Source organism: Bacillus sp. 491mf (genome assembly GCF_900112415.1).
In the GTDB taxonomy this organism is placed as follows: Bacteria; Bacillota; Bacilli; order Bacillales; family Bacillaceae_G; genus Bacillus_A.
This window is the reverse complement of sequence record NZ_FOLV01000052.1, coordinates 1-22,054: the sequence shown is the minus strand read 5'-3', so window position 1 is coordinate 22,054 and position 22,054 is coordinate 1. Positions and strand designations below refer to the sequence as shown.

25 protein-coding genes and 1 rRNA gene are annotated in these 22,054 nt (G+C 38.0%); 18 read left to right on the top strand and 8 right to left on the bottom strand.

What is annotated here, in order from left to right; all coding sequences use genetic code 11:
- The first annotated feature begins 427 nt into the window (after positions 1–427).
- On the top strand, positions 428–916 hold the full coding sequence (locus tag BM211_RS23680) for a hypothetical protein (RefSeq protein WP_090999892.1): 489 nt from the start codon (positions 428–430) through the stop codon (positions 914–916).
- A gap of 42 nt (positions 917–958) precedes the next feature.
- Here BM211_RS23680 and BM211_RS23675 read toward each other — a convergent pair whose 3' ends face one another.
- The gene (locus tag BM211_RS23675) at positions 959–2,284 is read right to left on the bottom strand and encodes an ArsB/NhaD family transporter (RefSeq protein ID WP_141771692.1); all 1,326 of its coding nucleotides are present in this window, start codon (positions 2,282–2,284) and stop codon (positions 959–961) included.
- 401 nt (positions 2,285–2,685) lie between these two features.
- Here BM211_RS23675 and kapD point away from each other — a divergent pair, with 401 nt between their 5' ends.
- Positions 2,686–3,309 carry a 3'-5' exonuclease KapD gene (kapD, locus tag BM211_RS23670; RefSeq protein ID WP_090999888.1) on the top strand — a complete coding sequence of 208 codons (624 nt, stop codon included), beginning with the start codon at positions 2,686–2,688 and terminating at the stop codon, positions 3,307–3,309.
- 45 nt (positions 3,310–3,354) lie between these two features.
- Here kapD and BM211_RS23665 read toward each other — a convergent pair whose 3' ends face one another.
- The gene (locus BM211_RS23665; RefSeq protein ID WP_035433295.1) at positions 3,355–3,738 is read right to left on the bottom strand and encodes a kinase-associated lipoprotein KapB; all 384 of its coding nucleotides are present in this window, start codon (positions 3,736–3,738) and stop codon (positions 3,355–3,357) included.
- Positions 3,739–3,950: 212 nt separating this feature from the next.
- Between BM211_RS23665 and BM211_RS26605 the strand changes: the two genes are divergently transcribed.
- The 7 genes from BM211_RS26605 (at position 3,951) to BM211_RS23635 (ending at position 9,861) form a co-directional block, all read left to right on the top strand.
- Positions 3,951–4,118, top strand: a complete 168-nt coding sequence (locus tag BM211_RS26605) for a hypothetical protein (protein WP_177206990.1) — start codon at positions 3,951–3,953, stop codon at positions 4,116–4,118.
- A gap of 102 nt (positions 4,119–4,220) precedes the next feature.
- Positions 4,221–4,775 (top strand): superoxide dismutase family protein, encoded by a 555-nt coding sequence (locus tag BM211_RS23660; RefSeq protein WP_035433294.1) that lies wholly within the window; start codon positions 4,221–4,223, stop codon positions 4,773–4,775.
- Positions 4,776–5,172: 397 nt separating this feature from the next.
- Positions 5,173–5,847, top strand: a complete 675-nt coding sequence (locus BM211_RS23655) for a response regulator transcription factor (RefSeq protein ID WP_035433291.1) — start codon at positions 5,173–5,175, stop codon at positions 5,845–5,847.
- Positions 5,844–7,196, top strand: a complete 1,353-nt coding sequence (locus BM211_RS23650) for a HAMP domain-containing sensor histidine kinase (protein ID WP_090999887.1) — start codon at positions 5,844–5,846, stop codon at positions 7,194–7,196. Before BM211_RS23655 ends, BM211_RS23650 begins: the two co-directional genes overlap by 4 nt.
- Positions 7,197–7,391: 195 nt before the next feature.
- Positions 7,392–8,462: a hypothetical protein gene (locus BM211_RS23645; RefSeq protein WP_051957308.1), complete on the top strand. Its 1,071-nt coding sequence runs from the start codon at positions 7,392–7,394 to the stop codon at positions 8,460–8,462.
- 305 nt (positions 8,463–8,767) lie between these two features.
- A complete protein-coding gene (locus BM211_RS23640; protein WP_035433288.1) occupies positions 8,768–9,148 on the top strand; it encodes a hypothetical protein in 381 nt (126 codons plus the stop codon).
- A 218-nt stretch (positions 9,149–9,366) separates the two neighbouring features.
- Entirely contained in the window at positions 9,367–9,861 is a 495-nt protein-coding gene (locus tag BM211_RS23635) for a GyrI-like domain-containing protein (protein WP_035433286.1), read from the top strand.
- Between the two features lie 40 nt (positions 9,862–9,901).
- Here the strand turns inward: BM211_RS23635 and BM211_RS23630 are convergent, their stop codons facing one another.
- Positions 9,902–11,080 (bottom strand): MalY/PatB family protein, encoded by a 1,179-nt coding sequence (locus tag BM211_RS23630; RefSeq protein ID WP_035433284.1) that lies wholly within the window; start codon positions 11,078–11,080, stop codon positions 9,902–9,904.
- 115 nt (positions 11,081–11,195) lie between these two features.
- On the opposite strand from BM211_RS23630, the gene BM211_RS23625 reads away from it, so the two are divergent.
- Positions 11,196–11,447 (top strand): DUF1871 family protein, encoded by a 252-nt coding sequence (locus BM211_RS23625; protein ID WP_035433281.1) that lies wholly within the window; start codon positions 11,196–11,198, stop codon positions 11,445–11,447.
- A 69-nt stretch (positions 11,448–11,516) separates the two neighbouring features.
- Here the strand turns inward: BM211_RS23625 and BM211_RS23620 are convergent, their stop codons facing one another.
- Positions 11,517–12,356, bottom strand: coding sequence for an alpha/beta fold hydrolase (locus BM211_RS23620; protein WP_035433278.1), 840 nt, complete (start codon positions 12,354–12,356; stop codon positions 11,517–11,519).
- A 142-nt stretch (positions 12,357–12,498) separates the two neighbouring features.
- On the opposite strand from BM211_RS23620, the gene BM211_RS23615 reads away from it, so the two are divergent.
- The gene (locus BM211_RS23615; RefSeq protein ID WP_090999886.1) at positions 12,499–13,410 is read left to right on the top strand and encodes an AraC family transcriptional regulator; all 912 of its coding nucleotides are present in this window, start codon (positions 12,499–12,501) and stop codon (positions 13,408–13,410) included.
- A gap of 183 nt (positions 13,411–13,593) precedes the next feature.
- On the opposite strand, the gene BM211_RS23610 is transcribed toward BM211_RS23615, so the two are convergent.
- Positions 13,594–14,562, bottom strand: a complete 969-nt coding sequence (locus tag BM211_RS23610) for a 2-hydroxyacid dehydrogenase (protein ID WP_090999884.1) — start codon at positions 14,560–14,562, stop codon at positions 13,594–13,596.
- A 113-nt stretch (positions 14,563–14,675) separates the two neighbouring features.
- On the opposite strand from BM211_RS23610, the gene BM211_RS23605 reads away from it, so the two are divergent.
- The 3 genes from BM211_RS23605 (at position 14,676) to yugI (ending at position 16,861) form a co-directional block, all read left to right on the top strand.
- Positions 14,676–15,173 (top strand): Lrp/AsnC family transcriptional regulator, encoded by a 498-nt coding sequence (locus BM211_RS23605; protein WP_035433273.1) that lies wholly within the window; start codon positions 14,676–14,678, stop codon positions 15,171–15,173.
- Positions 15,170–16,360 carry an aminotransferase gene (locus BM211_RS23600; RefSeq protein WP_090999880.1) on the top strand — a complete coding sequence of 397 codons (1,191 nt, stop codon included), beginning with the start codon at positions 15,170–15,172 and terminating at the stop codon, positions 16,358–16,360. Before BM211_RS23605 ends, BM211_RS23600 begins: the two co-directional genes overlap by 4 nt.
- Positions 16,361–16,516: 156 nt before the next feature.
- Complete coding sequence (yugI, locus tag BM211_RS23595; protein ID WP_035433269.1) at positions 16,517–16,861, top strand: S1 domain-containing post-transcriptional regulator GSP13; 345 nt, start codon at positions 16,517–16,519, stop codon at positions 16,859–16,861.
- Between the two features lie 174 nt (positions 16,862–17,035).
- Here the strand turns inward: yugI and BM211_RS23590 are convergent, their stop codons facing one another.
- Complete coding sequence (locus BM211_RS23590) at positions 17,036–17,269, bottom strand: DUF378 domain-containing protein (protein ID WP_035433268.1); 234 nt, start codon at positions 17,267–17,269, stop codon at positions 17,036–17,038.
- A 262-nt stretch (positions 17,270–17,531) separates the two neighbouring features.
- Here BM211_RS23590 and BM211_RS23585 point away from each other — a divergent pair, with 262 nt between their 5' ends.
- From BM211_RS23585 to BM211_RS23580, 3 genes are all read left to right on the top strand, one after another.
- Positions 17,532–18,884 (top strand): glucose-6-phosphate isomerase, encoded by a 1,353-nt coding sequence (locus BM211_RS23585; protein WP_035433267.1) that lies wholly within the window; start codon positions 17,532–17,534, stop codon positions 18,882–18,884.
- Positions 18,885–18,955: 71 nt separating this feature from the next.
- The gene (locus tag BM211_RS26875; protein WP_218160824.1) at positions 18,956–19,126 is read left to right on the top strand and encodes a hypothetical protein; all 171 of its coding nucleotides are present in this window, start codon (positions 18,956–18,958) and stop codon (positions 19,124–19,126) included.
- A 210-nt stretch (positions 19,127–19,336) separates the two neighbouring features.
- Positions 19,337–19,747, top strand: a complete 411-nt coding sequence (locus tag BM211_RS23580) for a YugN-like family protein (protein WP_090999878.1) — start codon at positions 19,337–19,339, stop codon at positions 19,745–19,747.
- On the opposite strand, the gene BM211_RS23575 is transcribed toward BM211_RS23580, so the two are convergent.
- On the bottom strand, positions 19,737–20,732 hold the full coding sequence (locus BM211_RS23575) for an ion channel (protein ID WP_035433262.1): 996 nt from the start codon (positions 20,730–20,732) through the stop codon (positions 19,737–19,739). The genes BM211_RS23580 and BM211_RS23575 overlap by 11 nt on opposite strands.
- A gap of 108 nt (positions 20,733–20,840) precedes the next feature.
- Entirely contained in the window at positions 20,841–21,527 is a 687-nt protein-coding gene (locus tag BM211_RS23570) for an MgtC/SapB family protein (protein ID WP_035433260.1), read from the bottom strand.
- Positions 21,528–21,853: 326 nt separating this feature from the next.
- Between BM211_RS23570 and BM211_RS23565 the strand changes: the two genes are divergently transcribed.
- A 16S ribosomal RNA gene (locus BM211_RS23565) occupies positions 21,854–22,054 on the top strand; the annotation flags it as partial.

Below are 22,054 nucleotides of genomic sequence, written 5' to 3'. Positions count from 1 at the left end.
AAGCTTACGGTAAAAGGATGCATAAGGCTCACTCCACATTCATATTTTTCAATTTAAGTGTAGCATAGATAAAGTGAAACTTTAATCAGTGGGGGGGTTTTTCATCCCCCACTGATTATTAGTTGAACCAATCGGGCTTTTACGGGCAGTTTATCTCCCACCTAACTTCTTCAGAAAAGCGGAAGCGGCTTGCTCAGAATCGCAGGACGCCCACGCCCCTGACAGAGAGGCGCTTTTTGCCTCGTCCGAGGGGGCGAAACGACCGGAGATTCTAGCCGCTGGAGCTGGACAATGCTTTTGCTGAATTTTGAGGTGGGAGTATTACTGCCCGTTAATGCGGGATAAAAAAAATTATATTCGCTTCTTAATACTTTCCGTGGCGAATATATAGAAAAAGAATGGAACTAAGACAGAAGGGGGTATTAAAATGGATGACCAAATTGTAATAGACGGTGTATCGAATGATGGGATTATCGCTGGATTTTTAGCGTTAGGACTTATTTTTATTATCATTGCTTTAATTTGGGCAGTGGCTGCTTATTTGTTAACAGGATTTGCGCTATATAACATGGCAAAAGCGGATGAGCGCGAAGATTCTTTCTTTGCATTTATTCCATTTTTAAACTCTAAAATATGGGGAGATTTAATTGGGAAGAAATTACCGCAATTTATGCAGCCGCAATCAGGTTGGAAACTATTCGGTGTATATGTAGCTTGTTTTATTATTAGATGGATTCCGTTTTTAGGGTTCATATCCTCACTTCTCATATTGGTGGTAGGGGTTTATATCGTATATTTGTTATTGGAAAGATATACAACAAATGCAGTGCTATATACGGTTTTGCATGTGATTACATGTTCTATTTTTCTTCCGATTCATTTATTTGTAATCCGAAACAATGAACCGAGATATTGAAAGAACGAAAAAACGGAAGGGGCTCCCCCTTCCGTTTTTTTGTTACATTAAGTAACGTAAATAAATGTAAATGTTCGAAATGATTAATGAAACAATGGTAATTGGGAAACCGACTTTTAAGAATTCCATATAGCTAAAGCCATGTCCTTCACGGTTTGCGATACCTGCAACAATTACGTTTGCAGATGCCCCGATTAATGTTCCGTTTCCGCCTAAACAAGCACCGAGTGCTAATGCCCACCAAAGTACATCAACTTGTGCATCGGATGGTGTTAAGCCAAGTCCAACTGCCATATCGTTAATAAGTGGAATCATTGTTGCAACGAATGGGATGTTATCAATCGTTGCAGAAGCGATACCGGATACCCATAAAATAAGTACAGAAGCATAGGAAATATCACCGCCAGTTATGCTTAATACTTGCTGTGCTAACGACTTAATTAAACCGATATCAATAAGACCACCAACGAGAACGAATAAACCAGCAAAAAAGAATATCGTAACCCATTCTACATGTGCAAATACATCTTCAATTTCATGTTCTTTCACGCCGATTAACATTAATACCGTTGCTCCTGTTAAGGCGATAACTGCTGCATCAATGTGAAAAATAGAATGCGTCATAAAGCCGACGATTGTAAGACCAAGTACTGTTAACGATTTTTTCATCAGCAATGGATCTTTAATATATTGCTTTTCATTTAAACTCATTAATTTTTTAATTTGAATTGGATCAGCTACCAATTGTTTTCTGTATATGAAGTACAACATAACCGCTGTTACAGCGATAATAATAATTACAATTGGAGCTAAGTTTACTAAAAAGGCATTAAAATCTAAATGTTTGTTTGATGAGCCAATCATAATGTTTGGCGGGTCACCAATAAGTGTAGCTGTTCCTCCGATATTTGAGAAAATAATTTCTGATAGTAAATATGGAACAGGATTCACTTGTAAAATACGTGTGATAGATAGTGTAACTGGTACAACGAGAAGTACAGTTGTCACGTTGTCTAAAAAGGCAGAACCAACTGCAGTCAGTAAGGAAAGAATAATTAAAATGCGAATTGGATTTCCCTTTGCTTTCTTAGCGGATTTAATCGCAACGTACTGAAAGACTCCCGATTTACTTGTGATGTTAACTAAAATCATCATACCGATAAGTAAGGTAATTGTTCCCCATTCAATATGCTTTGTAAAAGCGTTGTGTAAATCAACAACGCCTACAATGACCATTAAGGCTGCACCGAGCAGCGCGATGACAGCACGATTAATTTTTTCAGAAATGATAATGGCATATGTAACCAAAAAGACCACAATTGCAAAGTAGTATTGCCAATTTGCAATTTCTTGTGTTGTTTCGTGCAAAAATCTCATCTCCTCTCAGTAGTTTTTCTTATTATTTGATACAATTGCGAAATAAACACAATTAAAGCCATTATAAAGTAGAAAAATGTATGATGTAAATGACAGCCCTTGTTTTGTCATATTTTCTGCAAAAATGAATTAAGCTATTTTCTTGTTTTTGAAAATATTTGCTGCTATTTGACATATATATAAGATACATCTTATGGAATGTATGAAGTGGAATGTTCAGTTGGATTTGGTCTCTGTGTTAAAATTTGTAAATTCAAAAGTGTTCGTCATTAGTTGTTATGGTATACTGGATGGATATGGAAGAATGAATTCCACTATTTGCGAGCTAACCATCAGTGGGGAACGAAAAAACTTCCGCTGATGGAAGTTTCACTTTATAAGGAAGGGATCGTATGGATGAACAACAACTTTTATTTTTAGATTTTGAGTTCACAATGCCTCAAAATCGCAAAAAGCCAAAAGGATTTTTCCCAGAAATTATTGAAGTAGGAATTGTCTCAGTTGTGGATCATGTTGTAGTTGATACGTATTCTTCTTATGTAAAACCAGCAACTTTTTCGGTATTAACAGAGCGATGCAAAACATTTTTAGGCATTCAGCAAGAAGCGGTGGACAATGGGATTTTATTTGAAATGCTTGTTGAACGATTAGCAAACTATGAAAAACGTTGCGCTACAACAGTTGTGACATGGGGGAATATGGATATGAAAGTGCTGAAGAAAAATTGCGAAGTAGCGAATATCCATTATCCATTTGCAGGACAATGTCGTGACTTATCATTAGAGTATAAGCGTTTTTTTGGAGAGCGAAATCAAACCGGATTATGGAAAGCCATTGAAGCGTACGGAAAGGTCGGGACAGGTAAGCATCATTGTGCGTTAGATGATGCGATGACGACATATAATATTTTTAAACTTGTGGAGAAAGATAAACAATATTTAGTAAAACCAGCTCCGCCGACACTCGGTGAGCTAGTAGACTTTTCAAAAGTATTAAAAAGAGTAAGTGCACAATAACGACCAAATTACAATTTTAATTGTAGTTTGGTCGTTTTGTTGTTTTTACAATTGATAATCACGTTGTAATTGTTCGAGCATTTGTAAGCTGCGCTGCGCGAATGGAGTATCGTCTTCTTGCAACTGCTTTATTTGTTCTGTTAATGCTTTTTGCAGTGATTCTTTATAATCTGGCACATCACCATCATAACGCTTCACCATTGGCTGCGGGATATTCGTTTGTTCGCGAAATGCTAAGGCACGGCGTTCATGGAAAAAAGGTACGTCAGCTTGTTTTACGTTATGGAGGTCGCCTTGCGTAGGGTGTTTCACAACAGCGAGCACTTTCACAAGATAATGCTGCGGACGAACGTTTGTAATTTCTCCGATGTACTTCCCTGTTTTATAAATCCCTGTTACAACATCACCGATTCGGAATGTTTCGTTCATATTTTTTCACCTCAATTTTATAGTAAGGAATATAAAGGGGTGAGTCAAAGAAATCATTTGTTAGAAATTCACTTTATGTAAGGTTGCTTGTGAATCTGTAGAAGTTTATAATTTACAGTGAAATGACAGAATGTTCAGATGAATAGAGTGGAGTAAGGCTAGTAGAGGAAAGGCAAGGTTGTAGATAGTAAAACCAAAAGGAGTGATCAATTATGATGCCTTTATACTTTCCAGAAGATAAGACAGAATATATTATACCTGCCATTGTATGTGTACTATTTATTATCGGTGCAATTGCGACGTGGCGTATGTTTATTAAATCATCAGAGCGAGAAGCGAAAAATTTGAAAGAGATGGAAAAACGGATTATGAGAAAATGATAAAAGTTAGCTAGCTGAAATTGTCTTTCGTACAGGAGCTTTTGTATGTTTCCTTCTAGGCTCGGACAATATAAGAACAGAATGAGTTTGGAGGGAACACGGATGAAAAAGCAACTCGTATTGGGATGTTTTGCAGCGATCCTCTTTGCTGGATGTGCGAAAGAGAACCCAAAAGAAATAGATGTAAAGCTGTATAATGCTTCTGGAGATCAAGTAGGCACGGCGAAGGTTGCCCAGCAATCAAGTGGAGTAAAGATTTCGATTAAAGCAGAGGGGCTTACACCTGGTGTACACGGATTACATATTCATGAAGTAGGGCAATGCCAAGCGCCGGACTTTACTTCTGCCGGGAATCATTTTAATCCTAATAACAAGAAGCATGGGTTATTAAATCCAAAAGGATTTGAAAACGGAGATTTGCCGAATGTGATTGCGGATGGCGAAGGGAAGATTAAGGTGAATATTACGGCGCCGCAAGTGGCTTTAAAAGAAGGAAAAACAACGATGAATAGAAAAGACGGTGCGTCGCTTATTATTACAGAAAATGCAGACGATGGGATGACACAACCAGCTGGAAATTCGGGGAAACGAATGGTATGCGGTGTAATTGTGAAAAAAGCCTCGGAGCTAAAAAAAGAGAAGGAAAAAGGGAAATGAAGAAAACCACACGTTTTAAAGGCTGCCAGGAGAGTCTCGGCGGCCTTTGTATATTTTGATATTAAAATTACCGATACAAGTTCTTGGATGCGGGCACAAAGTGTTTCAATAAAATTTGATCCTTTGTGTAAGGTGACTCATATTCGCGTGCGACATCTGCTAAAGTATGGACAAGTTTACGAAGATAAGTAGCCGCCGAAGAACAAACGTGAAAGCTTTACTTTATAATTTTATCACCTGAAAATATTTGTTTTACTACTTGATACCTCAGTTTGTATTCTTATAACCTATTAATATACGATATTACCATTTTATCCCGAAATTTATGAACGGCAGGGCCCTCACCTTAAGGTTCAGAGAGAAGAGAAGAAGATAGCGGATTAAGAAAGGGGATTACATGAAAAAGAAGCTTTTATATATTGAAGACAATAAGGAAATTGGCGCTTGGGTGTGTGAAGATTTATTTGAACGGGGTTATCAGGTAACTTGGATTACCACAGGCGAAGGTGCTATTGAACATATGGCGGAAATCGATCTAGTAATCCTTGATATTATGCTTCCAGGATTGGATGGTTTTTCAGTTGGACAGCGGTTGAAAAAGGAATTTCCCAAGACCCCTATTTTAATGCTATCCGCCAGATCATCGATTGATGATAAATTGCAAGGGCTGCAGTTCGCGGATGATTATATGACAAAGCCTTTTCACCCCGATGAACTCGCGGCACGGGTGGAAGTGCTTCTCAGACGGTTTGACAAGATATGTGCCCCACTCATTGTACTATCACATCTCCGCATTTATTTGAACGAGAACCGCATTGTGGATTCCAGATCGAATGGTGATATCATACTTACGGCTAAGCAGTTTCAAATTTTCACCTATTTACTCCGCCATCCAAACCAAATTTTAACAAAAGAACAAATTTATGAGGCCGTATGGGAAAATCCATATATCGAAGGAGATAAAACCTTAATGGTACATATCCGCCATTTACGTGAAAAAATAGAGCAGGAGTCAAGTAAACCACAAATAATTGAGACAATTCGCGGTATTGGATACAGGGTGAAACAATGAAATTCCGCCATTCGCTGTTAGTTAGATATTTGTTGCTTATTACGGCTGCGCTCGTTTTATGGCCGTTTGTTTTACCTCTTTATTATTTACCGAAATATACCCTAGACAAGGAGATGCAACAAAAAGTCAAGTATATAGATACAAAAAAGTTGGAACAAATGTGGAATGATGAGGCGGAAAAGTTGGACGGGGCGTCACCAGATCAAGTGGACAAACGAATTCATTCGTTAAAAGAACGATATTCAATGGCGACAATGTTTTGGGTTGACGCCGCGGGAAAAACACAGATCAAGCTTCCCGAAAAAAAGAGTATACCTGACCAATGGACGTTTCAGGAAAGCGCTAAGTTTATGAAAGAAAATGTTGATAATGACCTGTTCACAATTGTTGCCTTTATTGGCGGTGATCAGAGCCAAGGCTTTATGGTTTTTCAAGTCCCTCTTTTCGTTACACAACCACCCAGTTTCTCCTTCATTGATGATAAGTTTTTGCTAGTATATAGTGTGCTTGTCTTTGCAATTTTTTTAATTGCATCTTGGGTATTTTTCTCGAAAATTCGCAGGCGTCTCGTTCAACTACAAACCGCAATGGCCGAAGTCGATAAGGACGGCATTCCTAAGAAAATTCTCGTTCGTAAAAAGGACGAAATCGCGCAACTAGGGTCGGTATTCAATCATATGATTGACGAGTTGAAAAGCAGTAGGAAACGTGAACTGGAGGAGGAAGCTCTTCGTAAACAATTGATTGCTAATATATCACATGATTTGCGGACGCCGCTCACCACCATCCGTGGGCATGCTTATTCATTGCAAAAGGAAACTTTATCTCCTAAAGGGAAGGCATCGCTTCACTTGATTGAAAGAAAGGTAGATGCTCTTAGCCAATTGCTCGAAAATCTTCTTTCCTACACGTTATTATCGGCGGGGAAATATACTTTGCAACAGAAGGAGACAGATATTATCCGCTTAACCCGGACTTCCGTTGCAGGGTGGTTTCCTGTATTTGAAAAGGAAGGATTTGAAGTAGAGGTTCATTTGACAGAAAAAGCTTTCATGTGGAATGTTGATCCGCACTGGTTTACCCGTATATTAGATAATCTATTCCAGAACGTTGTTAGACACGCAAAAGCAGGACGGTATGTTGGTGTAAGTTTGGAAGAGTTAGATGGAAGGATCGCTATTGTTGTTGAGGACAAGGGCCCCGGAATGGATAGCATCTCTAATGAAAAAGGAGCCGGGATCGGTTTATCGATTGTTTCATTGATGCTCCAAGAAATGAATCTTGACTGGAAAATAACAAGTTCGATGAACGGCACTCGCGTTTATCTATATGAAAAAGTTGGACTGTAAACGAAATAAGCACTGTACATACATTAGCCCGCCTGACAAAAGTTAAACGAAATTTAAACTAGACCCCACCGTTATTTTAATCTTCACTGATTAGAATGATGGTGGGGTTGAATTTTGAAATATAAATAAGTGCCAATACCCCATTCGTTTCGTTTCGTAGGTATTTAAAATAGTAAAGAAAAGAGGAGAATTTCAATGGAAACTTCATCGCCGATAATTGAAGAAAAGATTGGAAAAGGCTTTAAACGATGGCCCTTATGGATTGGATATGGCGCTGCGGGGTGGTCACTGCTTTACGGCGTTGTACAGCTCTACTGGTTACTTGGAGGGGCGGGGTATCCCTTCAAACATGCTGAAATGGACTTGTTTGCGGCTATGGTTACTTATCTTCCGTCTAAAGCTGGTGGCCTCATTTTTGTGATTTTTTGTTTATTAGGAACAGTGATTGGTGTAGCTATGCAAAAAATGTGGAGAGGTGTTCTTCTTAGGTGGCTATTCCTTACTTTTGCTTGGTGTTTTGCTGTTGTCTTGCTTCTTTTTATTCCTGATATTAGCTTAATCGCAGTTATGGCTTATGCCTTTTTATTTAAGTTTGCTTTTAACTGGATTATGTTCAATCAGATTATTTGTATTATAGGTGCTCTGCTTTGGATCTTGACTGCTATTGCATATCAACGTAGGACCCGTGATGCTTGTGAATATTGCGGGCGGACAGAGAACGGAAACACATTCTTATTGGTGCGCTGGGGAAGATGGCTAACCATTATCGCGGCTCTTGCGCCTATTCCTTATGCCCTGACACGTTTTGCGTGGGCACTTAATATCCCTTTAGGGGTGGATCAGCAGTTCTTTCACGATTTTTCAAAGGTTAATTCTATGGCACAGATAACAGAATGGGTATTTGGGTCTGTTTGCGTAGGTGGAGGAATTCTTACACTTGGCTTGATTCAAAAATGGGGTGAAATATTTCCCTGTTGGTTTCCATTCATTGGCGGTAAAAGAGTTCCTATCATGCTCGCGGTAGTTCCAGCTTCTATTGTAGCCATTGCGGTAACTGCGGCTGGATTTGTCTTTACCTTTAATTTTCTTGCTGTGATATTACACTTTATGCCAGCTGATATCCTCCTTCTCAGTCAGATATGGGGAACGATTGGACCCATGATTTTCTGGGTGCCATGGGGAGTAGCACTTGGTCTTGCTGCCATTGCTTACTATTATCGCCGGCGTGGTAAGTGTACGCATTGTGGAAGAGACGATCAAAATTGAGACAGAAAAAGGGAGTTGTATGAATAGGAACAAAGTAACTAATTATGAGCAAGTCTCCGGTGTTCGCTATAATTTTTGACTTTGGAAAATTTTAATTGCCGTTACTGCGTCGAACATTTTATGAATCTATTATCATACAGATTCTGGTTTGGCGCAGCAGCGGATTTTCATGAAAGGATATACGTCATATATTTTCTAAATTACGGTTAATTTTCCTCGCTTGTATATCCTTAAGTTGATTTTTGGAAACAATTATCTGAAAACCCTTTATAATAGAACATGTACATACACAAAAGGGGGATTCTATGAAATTATTACGTTCACTTCTTATTCTTACGCTTGTTGTATTGTTAAGCGCATGCAATGTAGCAACAAAAGTTACAAAGGTTCAAAACAACGGCGAAACTACTTTGAAAATTGGCTCTCTGCAAGGTTCTCACGAGGTGCAAACGATTAAAGTTGAAAATGGAAATGTGGAAATTCCTTATGAAGCATCCGTTGAAGAAGGTACAATTTTATTGCAAGTCATAAAAGGTGATAAGGTTATTCAGGAAGAAGAAATCACTTCCAAAAAAGAAGGTCTGCTTTCTTTTGAAGCACCGAAACCTGGCTCATATGAATTGAGTGTATGTGTGAAGGGTGAAAAAGAGAAAGCAAAAGGAATTCGAATACATACGAAGCTATAAAGTGAAACTTTAATCAGTGGGGGTTTTCTTCATCCCCCACTTAACTTCTTAAGAAAAGCGGAAGCGGCCTGCGATTCTAGCCGCTAGAGCTGGACAATGCTTTCGCTGAATTTTGAGGTGGGAGTATTACTGCCCACGAATAGCGGGATAAATCCTAATCGAACTTCTAGTATAGCTAGAAGTTATGTTAAATCGTAATGATGAGAGGAAAGAAGAGAATGGAACCTAAAATAATAAGTATTCCAGCGAAAAAAATTGTTGGAATTAGGAAAGAAACAACTTTTGCAAAAGATCCTGAAGTTACAATGGGGATATGGAAGACATTTATGCCATTAAGAAATCGTATCCCTTACAGAAGTAACTCGTGTTTTCTTTCTGTAAAGGTGTTAAACACTCCTTTAAATTTGAATGATATAAACTATAGTTATGAAAAATGGGCTGCTGTTGAGGTGGAACATTTCGAAACAGATACTGTTTCAGAACTATCGACACATACGCTAGCAGGCGGCTTATATGCTGTTTTCATCCATCAAGGAACAGCTTCTGATTTGAGTACATTCCAGTATATTTTTCAAGAGTGGTTACCGAATTCAAACTATAGCTTAGATGTAAGGGAGCATTTTGAAGTTATGGATGATAATTATCGCCCGGACGATTTGGACGCAAAAGAAGAAGTTTGGATACCAATAAAAGTCAAAACAACTGATAAATAAAAGAGCTGGAATGAACATTTCCAGCTCTTTTATATTCAAGTTACATAGATAGCTTTTCCTTAGAATTACACGCAAATGCACATTGTAAGCGGCGGAGCGCATCTTCTAATACGGAGCGCGGACAGCCGAGATTTAAACGAATATGATGATCACCGCCAGCACCGAATTTTTCTCCAGGTTCTACAATGATTTTACCTTTTGTCTCTAATAATTCCATTCGTTCACTTTGTGTGAGTCCAAGCTTGGAGCAGTCAATCCAAAGTAAGAACGTACCATCTGGCTCGCTGACAGATAGATTTGGAATATGTTTCTTAATAAAATCACATGCGAATTTTGCATTTTCTTCTATATAATGTAATAGCTCTGATAGCCATTCCGTGCATTCTGTGTATGCACTTTGTATGGCTACGTAAGCGAATGTGTTTAAGCCATGAAAACCTTGCCGATTTTGTACACCCGTAAAAGCATTTCGCAATTTTTCATTTGGAATAATAATGACTGATGCTTGCAGTCCGGCAATATTAAATGTCTTACTTGGCGCGATGCATGTTACAGTTCGCTTCGCTAAGCTTGATGATAAAGAAGCAAGTGGGATATGCTTACGTCCTTTGAAGATAATATCAGCATGAATTTCGTCTGCAACGACGGTCACATCATACAGTTCGCAAAGCTTGCCGAGTTTTGTTAACTCATCTTCTGTCCATACGCGCCCAATCGGATTGTGCGGACTACAGAGAAGCATTAATTTTACACCTTGCTGAAATTGTTGTTCTAGCTGATTAAGGTTCATTTTATAAACGCCGTTTTCGATCTGTAATGGATTGGCGAGTATTTGGCGTCCATTCGCTGTTACCATTTCGAAAAACGGCGGATATACAGGCGGCTGCACGATTACGGAATCTGCTTGTTCTGTGAAAGCTTGCACAGAAGTACTAAGTGCAGGAACGATGCCAGCGCTAAAGACAAGCCATTCTTTTTCAATGACCCAATTGTATTGTGTTTGTACCCAATGACAAATTGCTTCTTTTACTTGTTCACTTGTAGTGTTATAACCGAAAATAGGGTGTTGTAAACGTTTTGTTAAAGCATCTTGAATTGGTGAGGGAACAGGGAAGTCCATGTCTGCAATCCAGGCATGAAGAAGTTCCTCGTTTTTATGTGTATCCCATTTAACGGAGTTTGTTCCGCGGCGATTTATCATTTCGTTAAAGTTCCCCATATTTGTTACTCCTTTCAATAATAACTAAAAAAACTGAATGTTCTTCCATTTCTTCTAGCATAGCTGATATGATACGATAAAGAAAAGTGGAAAATAAGAAAAAGGCGGGAAGCGTATGGGAACATATGAGAAGATGATAGACTTTGTGAAGCAGTGGGATCCGTTTCAAATGGGCGCGGAATTTTATGAAACAGAAGCAAGTGACATCGTCTACATTGTAAGTACATTTGATGACGCAAAATATATCGCAAAAAAAATACAGCACGTTTATTTAATATCATTTGATAGGACGTTACCGATTGAAAAATGCCAATGGCTAGCAGAACAATTGTTATTATTAAAAGGCGGCGGTAGCTGTAGTTTATAGTTTTTTCTGTAGAGGCGGATATCGAAAAGTTTATGAATGTGAACTTTTTGATATCCGCCTTTTGTTTTCTTAATTTGCTAGGAAGGTCATAATCTCTTCGCATACATGCTCTGGTTTTTCTTCAGGTAATAAATGTCCTGTGTTTTCATAAGAAATAAAGTGTGAATAGGGCAAATCATTGTGCAAACGGTGTCCAACTTCAATAGGAACAACACGATCTTTTTCTCCCCAAATGAGCAAAGTAGGTGTTGTGATTGCTTGTAACTCTTTTGACGTTAAGTCTCCTTCGCGATCTCGAATCATGCGGGTTAGTGCCGGAAAGATGCGATTATCATAAAAAGGCGCTGCATAACCTTGCATCATTTCTTCATCGATTAAAGAGTGATCGTGAACTACATTCATTAAATTATGGATGATGCCTCGCCTTACAATCCAATTCTTTACGTATAAATGAAAGAACGGTAAATAAGAAGTATAGATAAGCGGCAGTTTCGCTCTTGATAAATAACTAGAACTGCATAAAAGAACCGTCTTTTGAATGAAGTCAGGCCGCAATTTGTTTATATATAACGCAATTTGTCCCCCCATCGAATGTCCTACTAAAATAACATTTTTTGTCTGTAAATGTTCCATAAGTTCAATGACAATCGTTGCGAGGTTCTGGTAAGAATATGTGAAATGATAGGATTTATCGCTTTTTCCAAATGGCGGTAGGTCCAGAGCAATCACGTTCCCTTGCTTTGTTAAAAGGGGAATGAGACGCCGATAGCTAAATGTTGAAGAGAGAAATCCGTGAATTAAAACAAATGTTGGCCTTTCTTCGGCATTGAAAGACTGGTAGAGCTCATAATGAATCGTCATCCCTCTTGTAGAAAAGGTGAAGTGAGGGAGTTGAACTTCGTTTTCCATCTTCATCACTCCGTTGTTTTTTGTTCATATCATCTCCTTTTTAGGTAGGAATTATCCTAGAGGACCGCGAAGGAAAAGCAGTAGTAATGCGGAATTTTTTATAGGGGAATAAAAAGTTTTTTGTAATAAAGGAGAGTTCATAATGAACAGTGATTATCAAACACGAATGGAAACGGTTATAAGATATATTGAAGACCACTACGCTGAAAAAATTGATCTTGATTCATTAGCCCAAGTATCACATTTTTCTAAGTATCATTTTAGCCGGATTTTTAAAGCGATTATCGGTGAAACCCCAATTTCATTTGTGAATAAAAAACGTCTTCAAAAATCGATATACTACTTAACAGAAACGAATAAATCAATATTAGAGATAAGCAGTCTCTGTGGTTTTGAATCAGCCTCGACATTTCATGCATTGTTTAAAAAACACTTTCATGTCGTTCCTACTGATGTTAGGAAAAATAATTTTCATCATAGCAATATTTCGTTATATATGAGCAAGAATCAAGAAGAGATGTCCACCTCCGTTTGCTACGCTAATGATAGCAACAATAACTTGTTAAGGAGGATATGGACTATGAACATTACGATTAAGGAATTACCTGATTATGAAGTAGCGTATGTGAGACACGTTGGGAGCTATTTAGAAACTTTTCATGCATGGGGGAAATTAGGAGAATGGGCACATAAACATGGAATTGATCAAACAAAATATTCGATTGGAATTTCATTGGATGATCCTAATTTTGTTGATGAATATGCTTGTCGCTATGATGCATGCGTAACAATTCCGAAAGACTTCCGCAAAGAAGATCACGATGTTATACAATATAAAACTTTGCAAGGCGGCACTTATGCTTTGTATCAGTTTTATGATACTCTCGATAAATTTGCTCTTGCTTATCAAAGCATTTTTGGACAATGGCTCCCTAATAGTGAGTACGATGCAGATGATAAACCGTGCCTTGAATTTTGTATGAATAACCCGGCAACTGATCCAGAAGGGAAGGCTAAGGTTGACTTGTACATTCCTATTAAAAAAGTAGTATGAATCGACTACTAGTATGTTGAATATCGTCGAAGAATCTTTAAATCGTGTCGAAGCGCTGATATATTATAAAAAGTGGTCGATATATCGTGAAAAGCGCCGATATATTGAAAAGAACGGTCGATAACGGGAAAAAGGAATGCCTCCAAAGGTACTTATGTGCCTTTGGGGGCAGTTTGTTTCTCATTATTTTAGTTCATTCACAACGTTCGGCGGTGTATGCCCTTGCAGTCCAGCTACTAAATTTTTTGCTGCTGTCATTGCCATAGTCCGGCGTGTTTTTAACGTTGCCGACCCAATGTGAGGGAGCGTTACGGCATTTTGTAAAGATAACAATGGGTTATCCTTTTCGATTGGTTCTTGTGTAAATGTATCAATGCCTGCCGCAAAGATTTTCTTTTGCTGCAATGCTTCAATTAATGCAGTTTCATTTACTGTTTTCCCGCGGGATGCATTAATAAAAATAGCTGTTTCTTTCATCAAATCAAATTCTTTTTCTCCAATTAGATGATATGTTTCTTCTGTTAATGGTGTGAGAAGAACGATAAAATCTGCGCTTTGCAGTAACGTTTCTAATTCGCAATATGTTGCGCCGAGTTCTTGTTCTGCTTTTTCTTTTCGGCTTCGATTGTAGTATAAAACATCCATATCGAAGCCGAATTTTGCGCGTTTTGCAACGACTTCACCGATGCGCCCCATACCGATAATTCCGATTGTTTGGTGGTGAACATCTAATCCGAAATGTTCTTTTCCAATTTCCCCATTCCACTCTCCTGATTTTACGTAACGATCGAGTTCACAAACGCGGCGCGATGCCGATAACATTAACGCAAAGATAAGATCAGCGACAGTATCATCCAATACGTATGGTGTATTCGTTCCGATTACGTTTCTTTGCTTCATGGCTTCGGTATTGAAGTTATCATAACCGACAGAAATGTTACTTACTACTTTCAACTGCGGAGCTGCTTCGAGTAGTTCATCATCAATAATAGCCCCAAAATTTAATAGTCCTTGTTTATCTTTTACTTTCTCTAATAAGATGTGGCGCGGGATTTTTTCATTACCATCCCACTTCTCGTATTCATAATGCTGTCCAATATATTCTTCAACAAATCTAGGCACTTTTTCTGCAATGTAGACTCTTTGTTTCATAGATCCAGCCCCTCTCTAAATGTATTGTCACATAATTCCTTAAAAAAATCTTCTTTTCAAATCGGAAAAGCTGTCTGTATAATTTAGAAATATCCAAAAAGGAAAGGGAGATTGTGATGACAGAAAAAGAATTAGAATTGTTAGCTTGTCTTGAAAAAAGTAGCCGATTATCTGAAGAAACATTAGCCAAAATGTTAAACATAGATGTAGAAGAAGTAATAGCAATCCTTGAGAAATTAGAAAGAGAAAAAGTGATTGTCGATTATGTAACACTGATTGATTGGACAAAGGTGAAAGAACATACAGGTCTAACGGCAATGATTGATGTGAAAGTTACACCGAAGCATGGTGTTGGGTTTGATGCGGTAGCGGAACAAATTTATCGATATCCAGAAGTGAAGTCTGTGTATTTAATGTCAGGGACATATGACCTTTCTATTACAATAGAAGGAAAAGGGATGGCTGAAGTGGCAACGTTTGTAGCAGAGAAGTTAGCGACAATTGAATCTGTCGTATCAACGACAACACATTTTATTTTGAAAAAGTATAAACATGAGGGAATTATATATGAAAATAAAGATGATGATAAACGAATTGTGGTGACTCCATGAGTAAATTTGAACTATCAAAAGTAGCACAATCTTTACAACCATCCGGTATTCGTAAGTTCTTTGATTTGGCTGCCGGTATGAAAGGGGTTATTTCATTAGGTGTTGGAGAGCCTGACTTCGTGACGCCTTGGAATGTAAGACAAGCATGTATTCGTTCGTTAGAAGAAGGATATACAGCATATACAGCGAATGCTGGGTTATTAGAGCTGCGCGAAGAAATTTCAAAATATTTACACAAACAATTTTCGGTCGATTATGATCCGCAAGAAGAAATCATTGTAACAGTTGGGGCGAGTCAGGCGTTAGATGTGGCAATGCGCGCCATTGTTAATCCTGGTGATGAAGTCATTATTATTGAACCAAGTTTTGTATCGTATGCACCGCTTGTTACGTTAGCGGGCGGAGTACCGGTACCTGTGTCTACATCTTCAGAGGATGAATTTAAAGTGCAGCCAAGGCAGATTGAATCGGCGATTACATCGAATACGAAAGCAATCTTATTATGTTCTCCAAACAATCCGACTGGAACGCTCTTAAATAAAGAAGAATTAGAGAAACTTGCTGTGATTGTCGAGAAATACAATTTAATTGTTTTATCAGATGAGATTTATGCTGAGCTTGTTTACGATGAAACATACACAAGTTTTGCAAGTGTGAAACATATGCGGGATCATACGATTTTAATCTCTGGTTTTTCAAAAGGCTTTGCGATGACAGGCTGGCGCCTCGGTTTAATTGCAGCTCCAAAGCATTTTGCGGCTATTATGTTAAAAATTCATCAATATTCAATGATGTGCGCGCCGACGATGTCTCAATTCGCAGCATTAGAAGCATTGCGCTCAGGAGAACAAGAGGTTATTCGGATGCGTGAGAGTTATAAACAACGCCGAAACTTTATGACAACTTCATTTAATGAAATGGGATTAGATTGTCATATGCCTGGCGGAGCATTTTACGTCTTTCCTTCGATTCGTTCAACGGGATTATCTTCAGCAGAATTTGCAGAACGTTTATTGTTAGCAGAAAAAGTCGCTGTTGTACCTGGAAGTGTATTTGGTGAGAGCGGAGAAGGATTTATTCGCTGTTCGTATGCAACGTCACTTGAACAGCTTATGGAAGCGATGAAACGTATGAAGCGGTTTGTAGAGAATGAAAAAAGGACAAAACGTAATACGTTTTGTCCATAAAAGGGGGGGAATACTAGAAAGCCATGTGTTAGTATTTTATCCCCGTATTTGAAGATTTATACATCTTTAAGGAATTTTTTTCATGAATTTTGAATGAAACCCAACTAGGTGGTATAATTTACTAATACAAAAGGTAAACATATGGGAGTGTTTCTTATGTTAAATCAATATACAACTGGAGTGGTTGTGAAGGGAAAAGTAACAGGGATTCAAGATTACGGAGCATTCGTTGCATTAGATGAAGAAACGCAAGGACTTGTACACATATCTGAAATTACAAATGGGTATGTAAAAGATATTCATGATTTTTTAAAAGTTGGGGATGAAGTGGAGGTAAAGGTACTTTCAGTTGATGAGAAGAACGGAAAGATGAGTTTGTCATTGAAGGCTGCCAAGCGAAAACAAGGGAAAGTACGTATTCCAAATCTGTCCGCAAATGGATTTAACACATTACGAGACAAGTTAACAGAGTGGATTGAAGAATCGCAAATTACAAAATAAAAGCAGGGAGTTATGCTCCCTGCTTTTATTCGTATTACATTATGATATGAAGTAATCAAACGTTTCTTTTACTAAGATTGTAATCGAAATAAAGAAACGTCCGTATGTCGGAAGGTATGCACATCTCCACTTGTTTATAAATAAGCGGAGACGTGTGTTTTATAATATCATAAGTTATCGAACTTGACGTGCTTCTGGGTGTGTTCCAAGCTCTTCAGAAGGTTTAAATAATAAACCAAGGTTAATTAAACCTGAAATACCTACAATGCCGTAGATAATTCGAGCAAGTGCTGTATCTTGTCCGCCAAAGATAGCTGCTACTAAATCGAATTGAAAGAAACCAATGAGTCCCCAGTTTACTGCGCCAATAATCGTAAATACTAAAGCGATGCGTTGTAATGTACTCATTTTAAGCAGTCCCTCCTTAAATGATGAAGCACAAACGAGCTATGCTTACTCGCTTAATCAAGCTTCCTTTATAGAATGGATACCTTTTGTCCTTCTTATACAAAAAAATTTAATTTCTCATCGAAAAAACAGGAGTTATGACAATTTTGTAAAAAAAACGAAATGAGTACGCTTACAATTCGTAGTTCGCTTGATTTACAACGGTGGTTTCGCTAAAGTGAAGACAGAAATACATATACATACTGTATTGGAGGCAAAAAAAATGAGCACACATGTAACGTTTGATTATTCAAAAGCATTATCGTTCATTAATGAACACGAGCTAACATACTTACGTGATGCAGTAAAAGTATCACATCATGCAATTCATGAAAAAACAGGAGCAGGGAACGATTTCTTAGGTTGGATTGAACTTCCCCTTGCATACGATAAAGAAGAATTTTCTCGCATTCAAAAGTGTGCGGAGAAAATTAAAAATGACTCTGACATTTTACTTGTTGTTGGTATTGGTGGTTCTTACTTAGGAGCACGAGCAGCGATTGAAATGCTAAATCATTCCTTCTACAATATACTGTCTAAAGAACAGCGTAAAACTCCACAAGTGCTATTTGTGGGACAAAACATTAGCTCCACTTATATGAAAGATTTAATGGATGTATTAGAAGGTAAGGACTTCTCGATTAACGTTATTTCCAAATCAGGTACAACAACAGAACCTGCAATTGCATTCCGTGTTTTCCGTAAGTTATTAGAAGAGAAATACGGAAAAGAAGAGGCGCGTAAACGCATTTATGCAACAACAGATAAAGCACGTGGTGCTTTAAAAACATTAGCCGATGAGGAAGGATACGAAACATTCGTGATTCCAGATGATGTTGGCGGCCGTTTCTCTGTATTAACACCAGTTGGTTTATTACCGATTGCTGTAAGTGGTTTAAATATTGAAGAAATGATGCAAGGTGCAGCGGCAGGTCATGATGATTTTGCAAAATCAGAGCTTGAAGAAAATCCAGCTTACCAATATGCAGTTGTACGTAATGCTTTATATAATAAAGGAAAAACAATTGAAATGCTTGTGAACTACGAACCAGCACTTCAATATTTTTCTGAATGGTGGAAACAATTATTTGGTGAAAGTGAAGGGAAAGATCAAAAAGGTATTTTCCCAGCTTCTGCAAACTTCTCAACTGACCTTCATTCTTTAGGTCAATACATTCAAGAAGGACGTCGTGACCTATTTGAAACAGTTCTAAAAGTAGGAAAATCTACACATGAACTAAAAATTGAATTAGATGAGAACGATTTAGATGGATTAAACTACCTTGCTGGTGAAACAGTAGACTTCGTTAACACAAAAGCATACGAAGGAACATTACTTGCACACAGCGATGGCGGCGTACCAAACTTAATCATAAACATTCCTGAATTAAATGAGTATACATTCGGTTATCTTGTATACTTCTTCGAAAAAGCATGTGCGATGAGCGGCTACCTACTAGGCGTAAATCCATTCGACCAACCAGGCGTAGAAGCATACAAGAAAAACATGTTTGCGTTGCTTGGAAAACCAGGATTCGAAGAACTAAAAGCAGAATTAGAAGAGCGTTTGAAATAAGAAAAGCGGAGCCGACTGTTTAGGCCTATCGGCTAAGGTTCTTTCGCACAGAAAGTGTTTTTTACTTTCTCGTGCGGAAGGTTCTTAGACGGGAGGGCCTAGGAGGCGTAGCTAGACAAAGAAAAGCGGAAGCGGCTCGTTTAGAATGGGAGGTGGATGGAGCTCCTGACGTAGAGGCGTTTTCTGCCTCGCAGGAAGGCGCGAAGCCACCGAGCATTCTAGCCGCTGTAGCTGGACAATAAGAAAAGTGAAGCTGTTGGGACCATCCCAATAGCTTTTTTTGTGATGAATTTTCGTCGAATCATGTCGAGGAATCTTTAAATCATGTCGAAGCGCCGATATATTAGAAAAGTCGCCGATATATGCTGTGTTTCCGCCGATATATTGAAAAAAGCGCCGATATATGGAGTGCGAATGGGGTATGCTAAAAAAAATTAGAAAGGATGATCCATTTGATTCGAATTCATTCGAAGTTAGAAGGCCAGACTTTCGTACTTTTTCAATTGGAAGAAACATTAAAGCCGCTTGGCTATACAATCGGTGGAAATTGGGATTATGAGAAAGGCTGTTTCGATTATAAAATAGATGAAGAGGAAGGATATCAATTTTTACGATTGCCCTTTACAGCTGTTGAAGGGGAGCTTGATGTAAATGGAGTTATCGTTCGCCTTGATACACCGTATCTTCTTTCGCATGTGTATCAAGACGAATTAGATGATGAAGTGAATACATTTGCAGCAGGGATGACGTCTTTTGATCAGTTTGCAGAACCGAAAGATCCAGATGGAGATATTCAAGCAAAATATATTGATATTGGAAAAGCTTTAGTTCGGGAATTGGAAGCATATCTTCTTAATGTTTAATGACAATCAGTAAATCAGTTTTTTTCAGAGTAAATGAATGGACAGGATTTATATGATAGTGCTCGTCACGCTGTAGACCGAGTAAGAGTATATTTTGTTTTAATAAAGCGCAGTTACAGTATTCGAATGTTTCACCATCATATTGCTCTGGAACGTGCAGGAGCTGTAATTTATTCGCAGTAATTTCATTGTAAATTGTAAATAGTACTTCTGAAATCGAAGGAAATAATAAGGAAGCGGCAAATACATAACTCGTTAATTTATTTCCTTCAATAATCTCTGTCGCACCGGCTCGTTTCGCATTATGAATTTGATCCGAAGTTAACATTTCAACAATACAATATATATTTGGATTTAATCCTTTCGCCGTTAAGATGGTTAAAATAGACTGCGTATCAGCAGAACTCTCGCTTTTTTCTTTGTCAGCTGTAATCAAAATAGTATGTGCAGTACGAATATTTGCTTTGAGTAAAATTTGATCATGATGAGGACACCCCTTAATAAATTGTAGATGATGAAATGATTTTGGCAGCAGAGGGAGTGTCTCATCTATAAGAACGATATCAAGATTTGGTTGTAATACGCGCATTTGGCTTACTACGTGTTTTACTCGTTCGTTCCAGCCGACAACAATCATATGTTCATGGCAAGAGGCGGCCTCCTCACCTTTTATTTTCATATATTGTTTACTAATCATTTCGGTAGCAAATGAAACCATATAATAAGAACCAAATCCGGTTCCTAACAAAATGAGAATAATTGCGAGAATTCTTCCTTGTACACTATGAGGAACGTAATCGCCGTATCCAACAGTAAATGTTGTGACAAGTGCCCACCATATACCGTCGAACCATGTTTGAAAGTGAACGGGCTCTAATTTGTGAATAAGAAATCCAAAGAAGAGAATGAATAAGGTAATTAATGTGACTAGTCGTAAAATAATAGAATTGCGAAATGTATCTAGAATACTGCTTCTTGCATTCAATGTTTGTAGCTCCTCCCGCATCAATAATAGTTATGTAAAACACCCACTGATGTTTATATTGTTGCCATTATGAAATAAAGAAAAACCCCCTCATTCATGAGGCGGTTCCTAGATACTTTCTACTTCGGTTTTTTGGACGCTATCAAGCTGTTGAATTGCATAGTATACATTAGCTGTACGTATTTTTTGATCAACAGAGAGTTTCATTTGTAGAAAATGAGCCCCATTTTCTAATGTTTTAAGTTTCATATTTTTAACTTTTATATCCATTTTTTTTATATCATCAATGACGATAGGGATATTTTCCATACTATTTACGACAAGATTCACCGCAATGTCGCGCTGCCTAAGGGATTTTGGGCCTAAAATATTCATAACAAAAGGAATAAGTTCTACACTAATCATAAGGAAACACATGCCAGAAATAGCTTCTAAATAAAAACCAGCTCCCACTGCGATGCCAATTCCTGATGCTCCCCAAATCATAGCAGCAGTAGTTAAACCTGCGATACTATCGTTACCTCTACGTAAAATAACTCCTGCTCCTAAAAAACCAATTCCTGATACAACTTGAGCTGCTAAGCGGAGGGGATCCATAGTGATTCTGTTTGAGACAGAACTCGGTAGATTATAAGCTGCTTTAATTGAAACAATAGTAAGCAAACAACTTATTATAGAAATAACTAAGCAAGTTTTTAAACCTAACGGCTTTCGTTTTAGTTCACGTTCTAAACCAATTGCAAATCCTAAAATAGCAGAGAGGCCTATCTTTAGTAATAAATCGAAGTGTTCCAATTTGTATTCCTCCCCGTAATTTGATGTAATAGATAAACTGATATTTTTAGTATATGGTACAAGAAAGGAATGATGGACACTTTTTATAAAAAATATTGAAAAAAGGTGTTGCATTTCGAAAATCACCATGCTATATTAATAAACGTCGCTGATGCACGAAAGCAGAAAGCGAAATGAAAAAAAGAAGTAAAAAACAATGTTGACATCGAAAAACAAAGATGTTAACATGAGAAAGTCGCAAATGAGCGACGGACAAGTTCTTTGAAAACTGAACGAAACAAACAACGTGAAACGTCAATTTTTATTTATGATGCTAGACAAACACTTTATTGGAGAGTTTGATCCTGGCTCAGGATGAACGCTGGCGGCGTGCCTAATACATGCAAGTCGAGCGAACCAATTAAGAGCTTGCTCTTAAGAAGTTAGCGGCGGACGGGTGAGTAACACGTGGGTAACCTGCCTATAAGACTGGGATAACTCCGGGAAACCGGGGCTAATACCGGATAACATTTTGCACCGCATGGTGC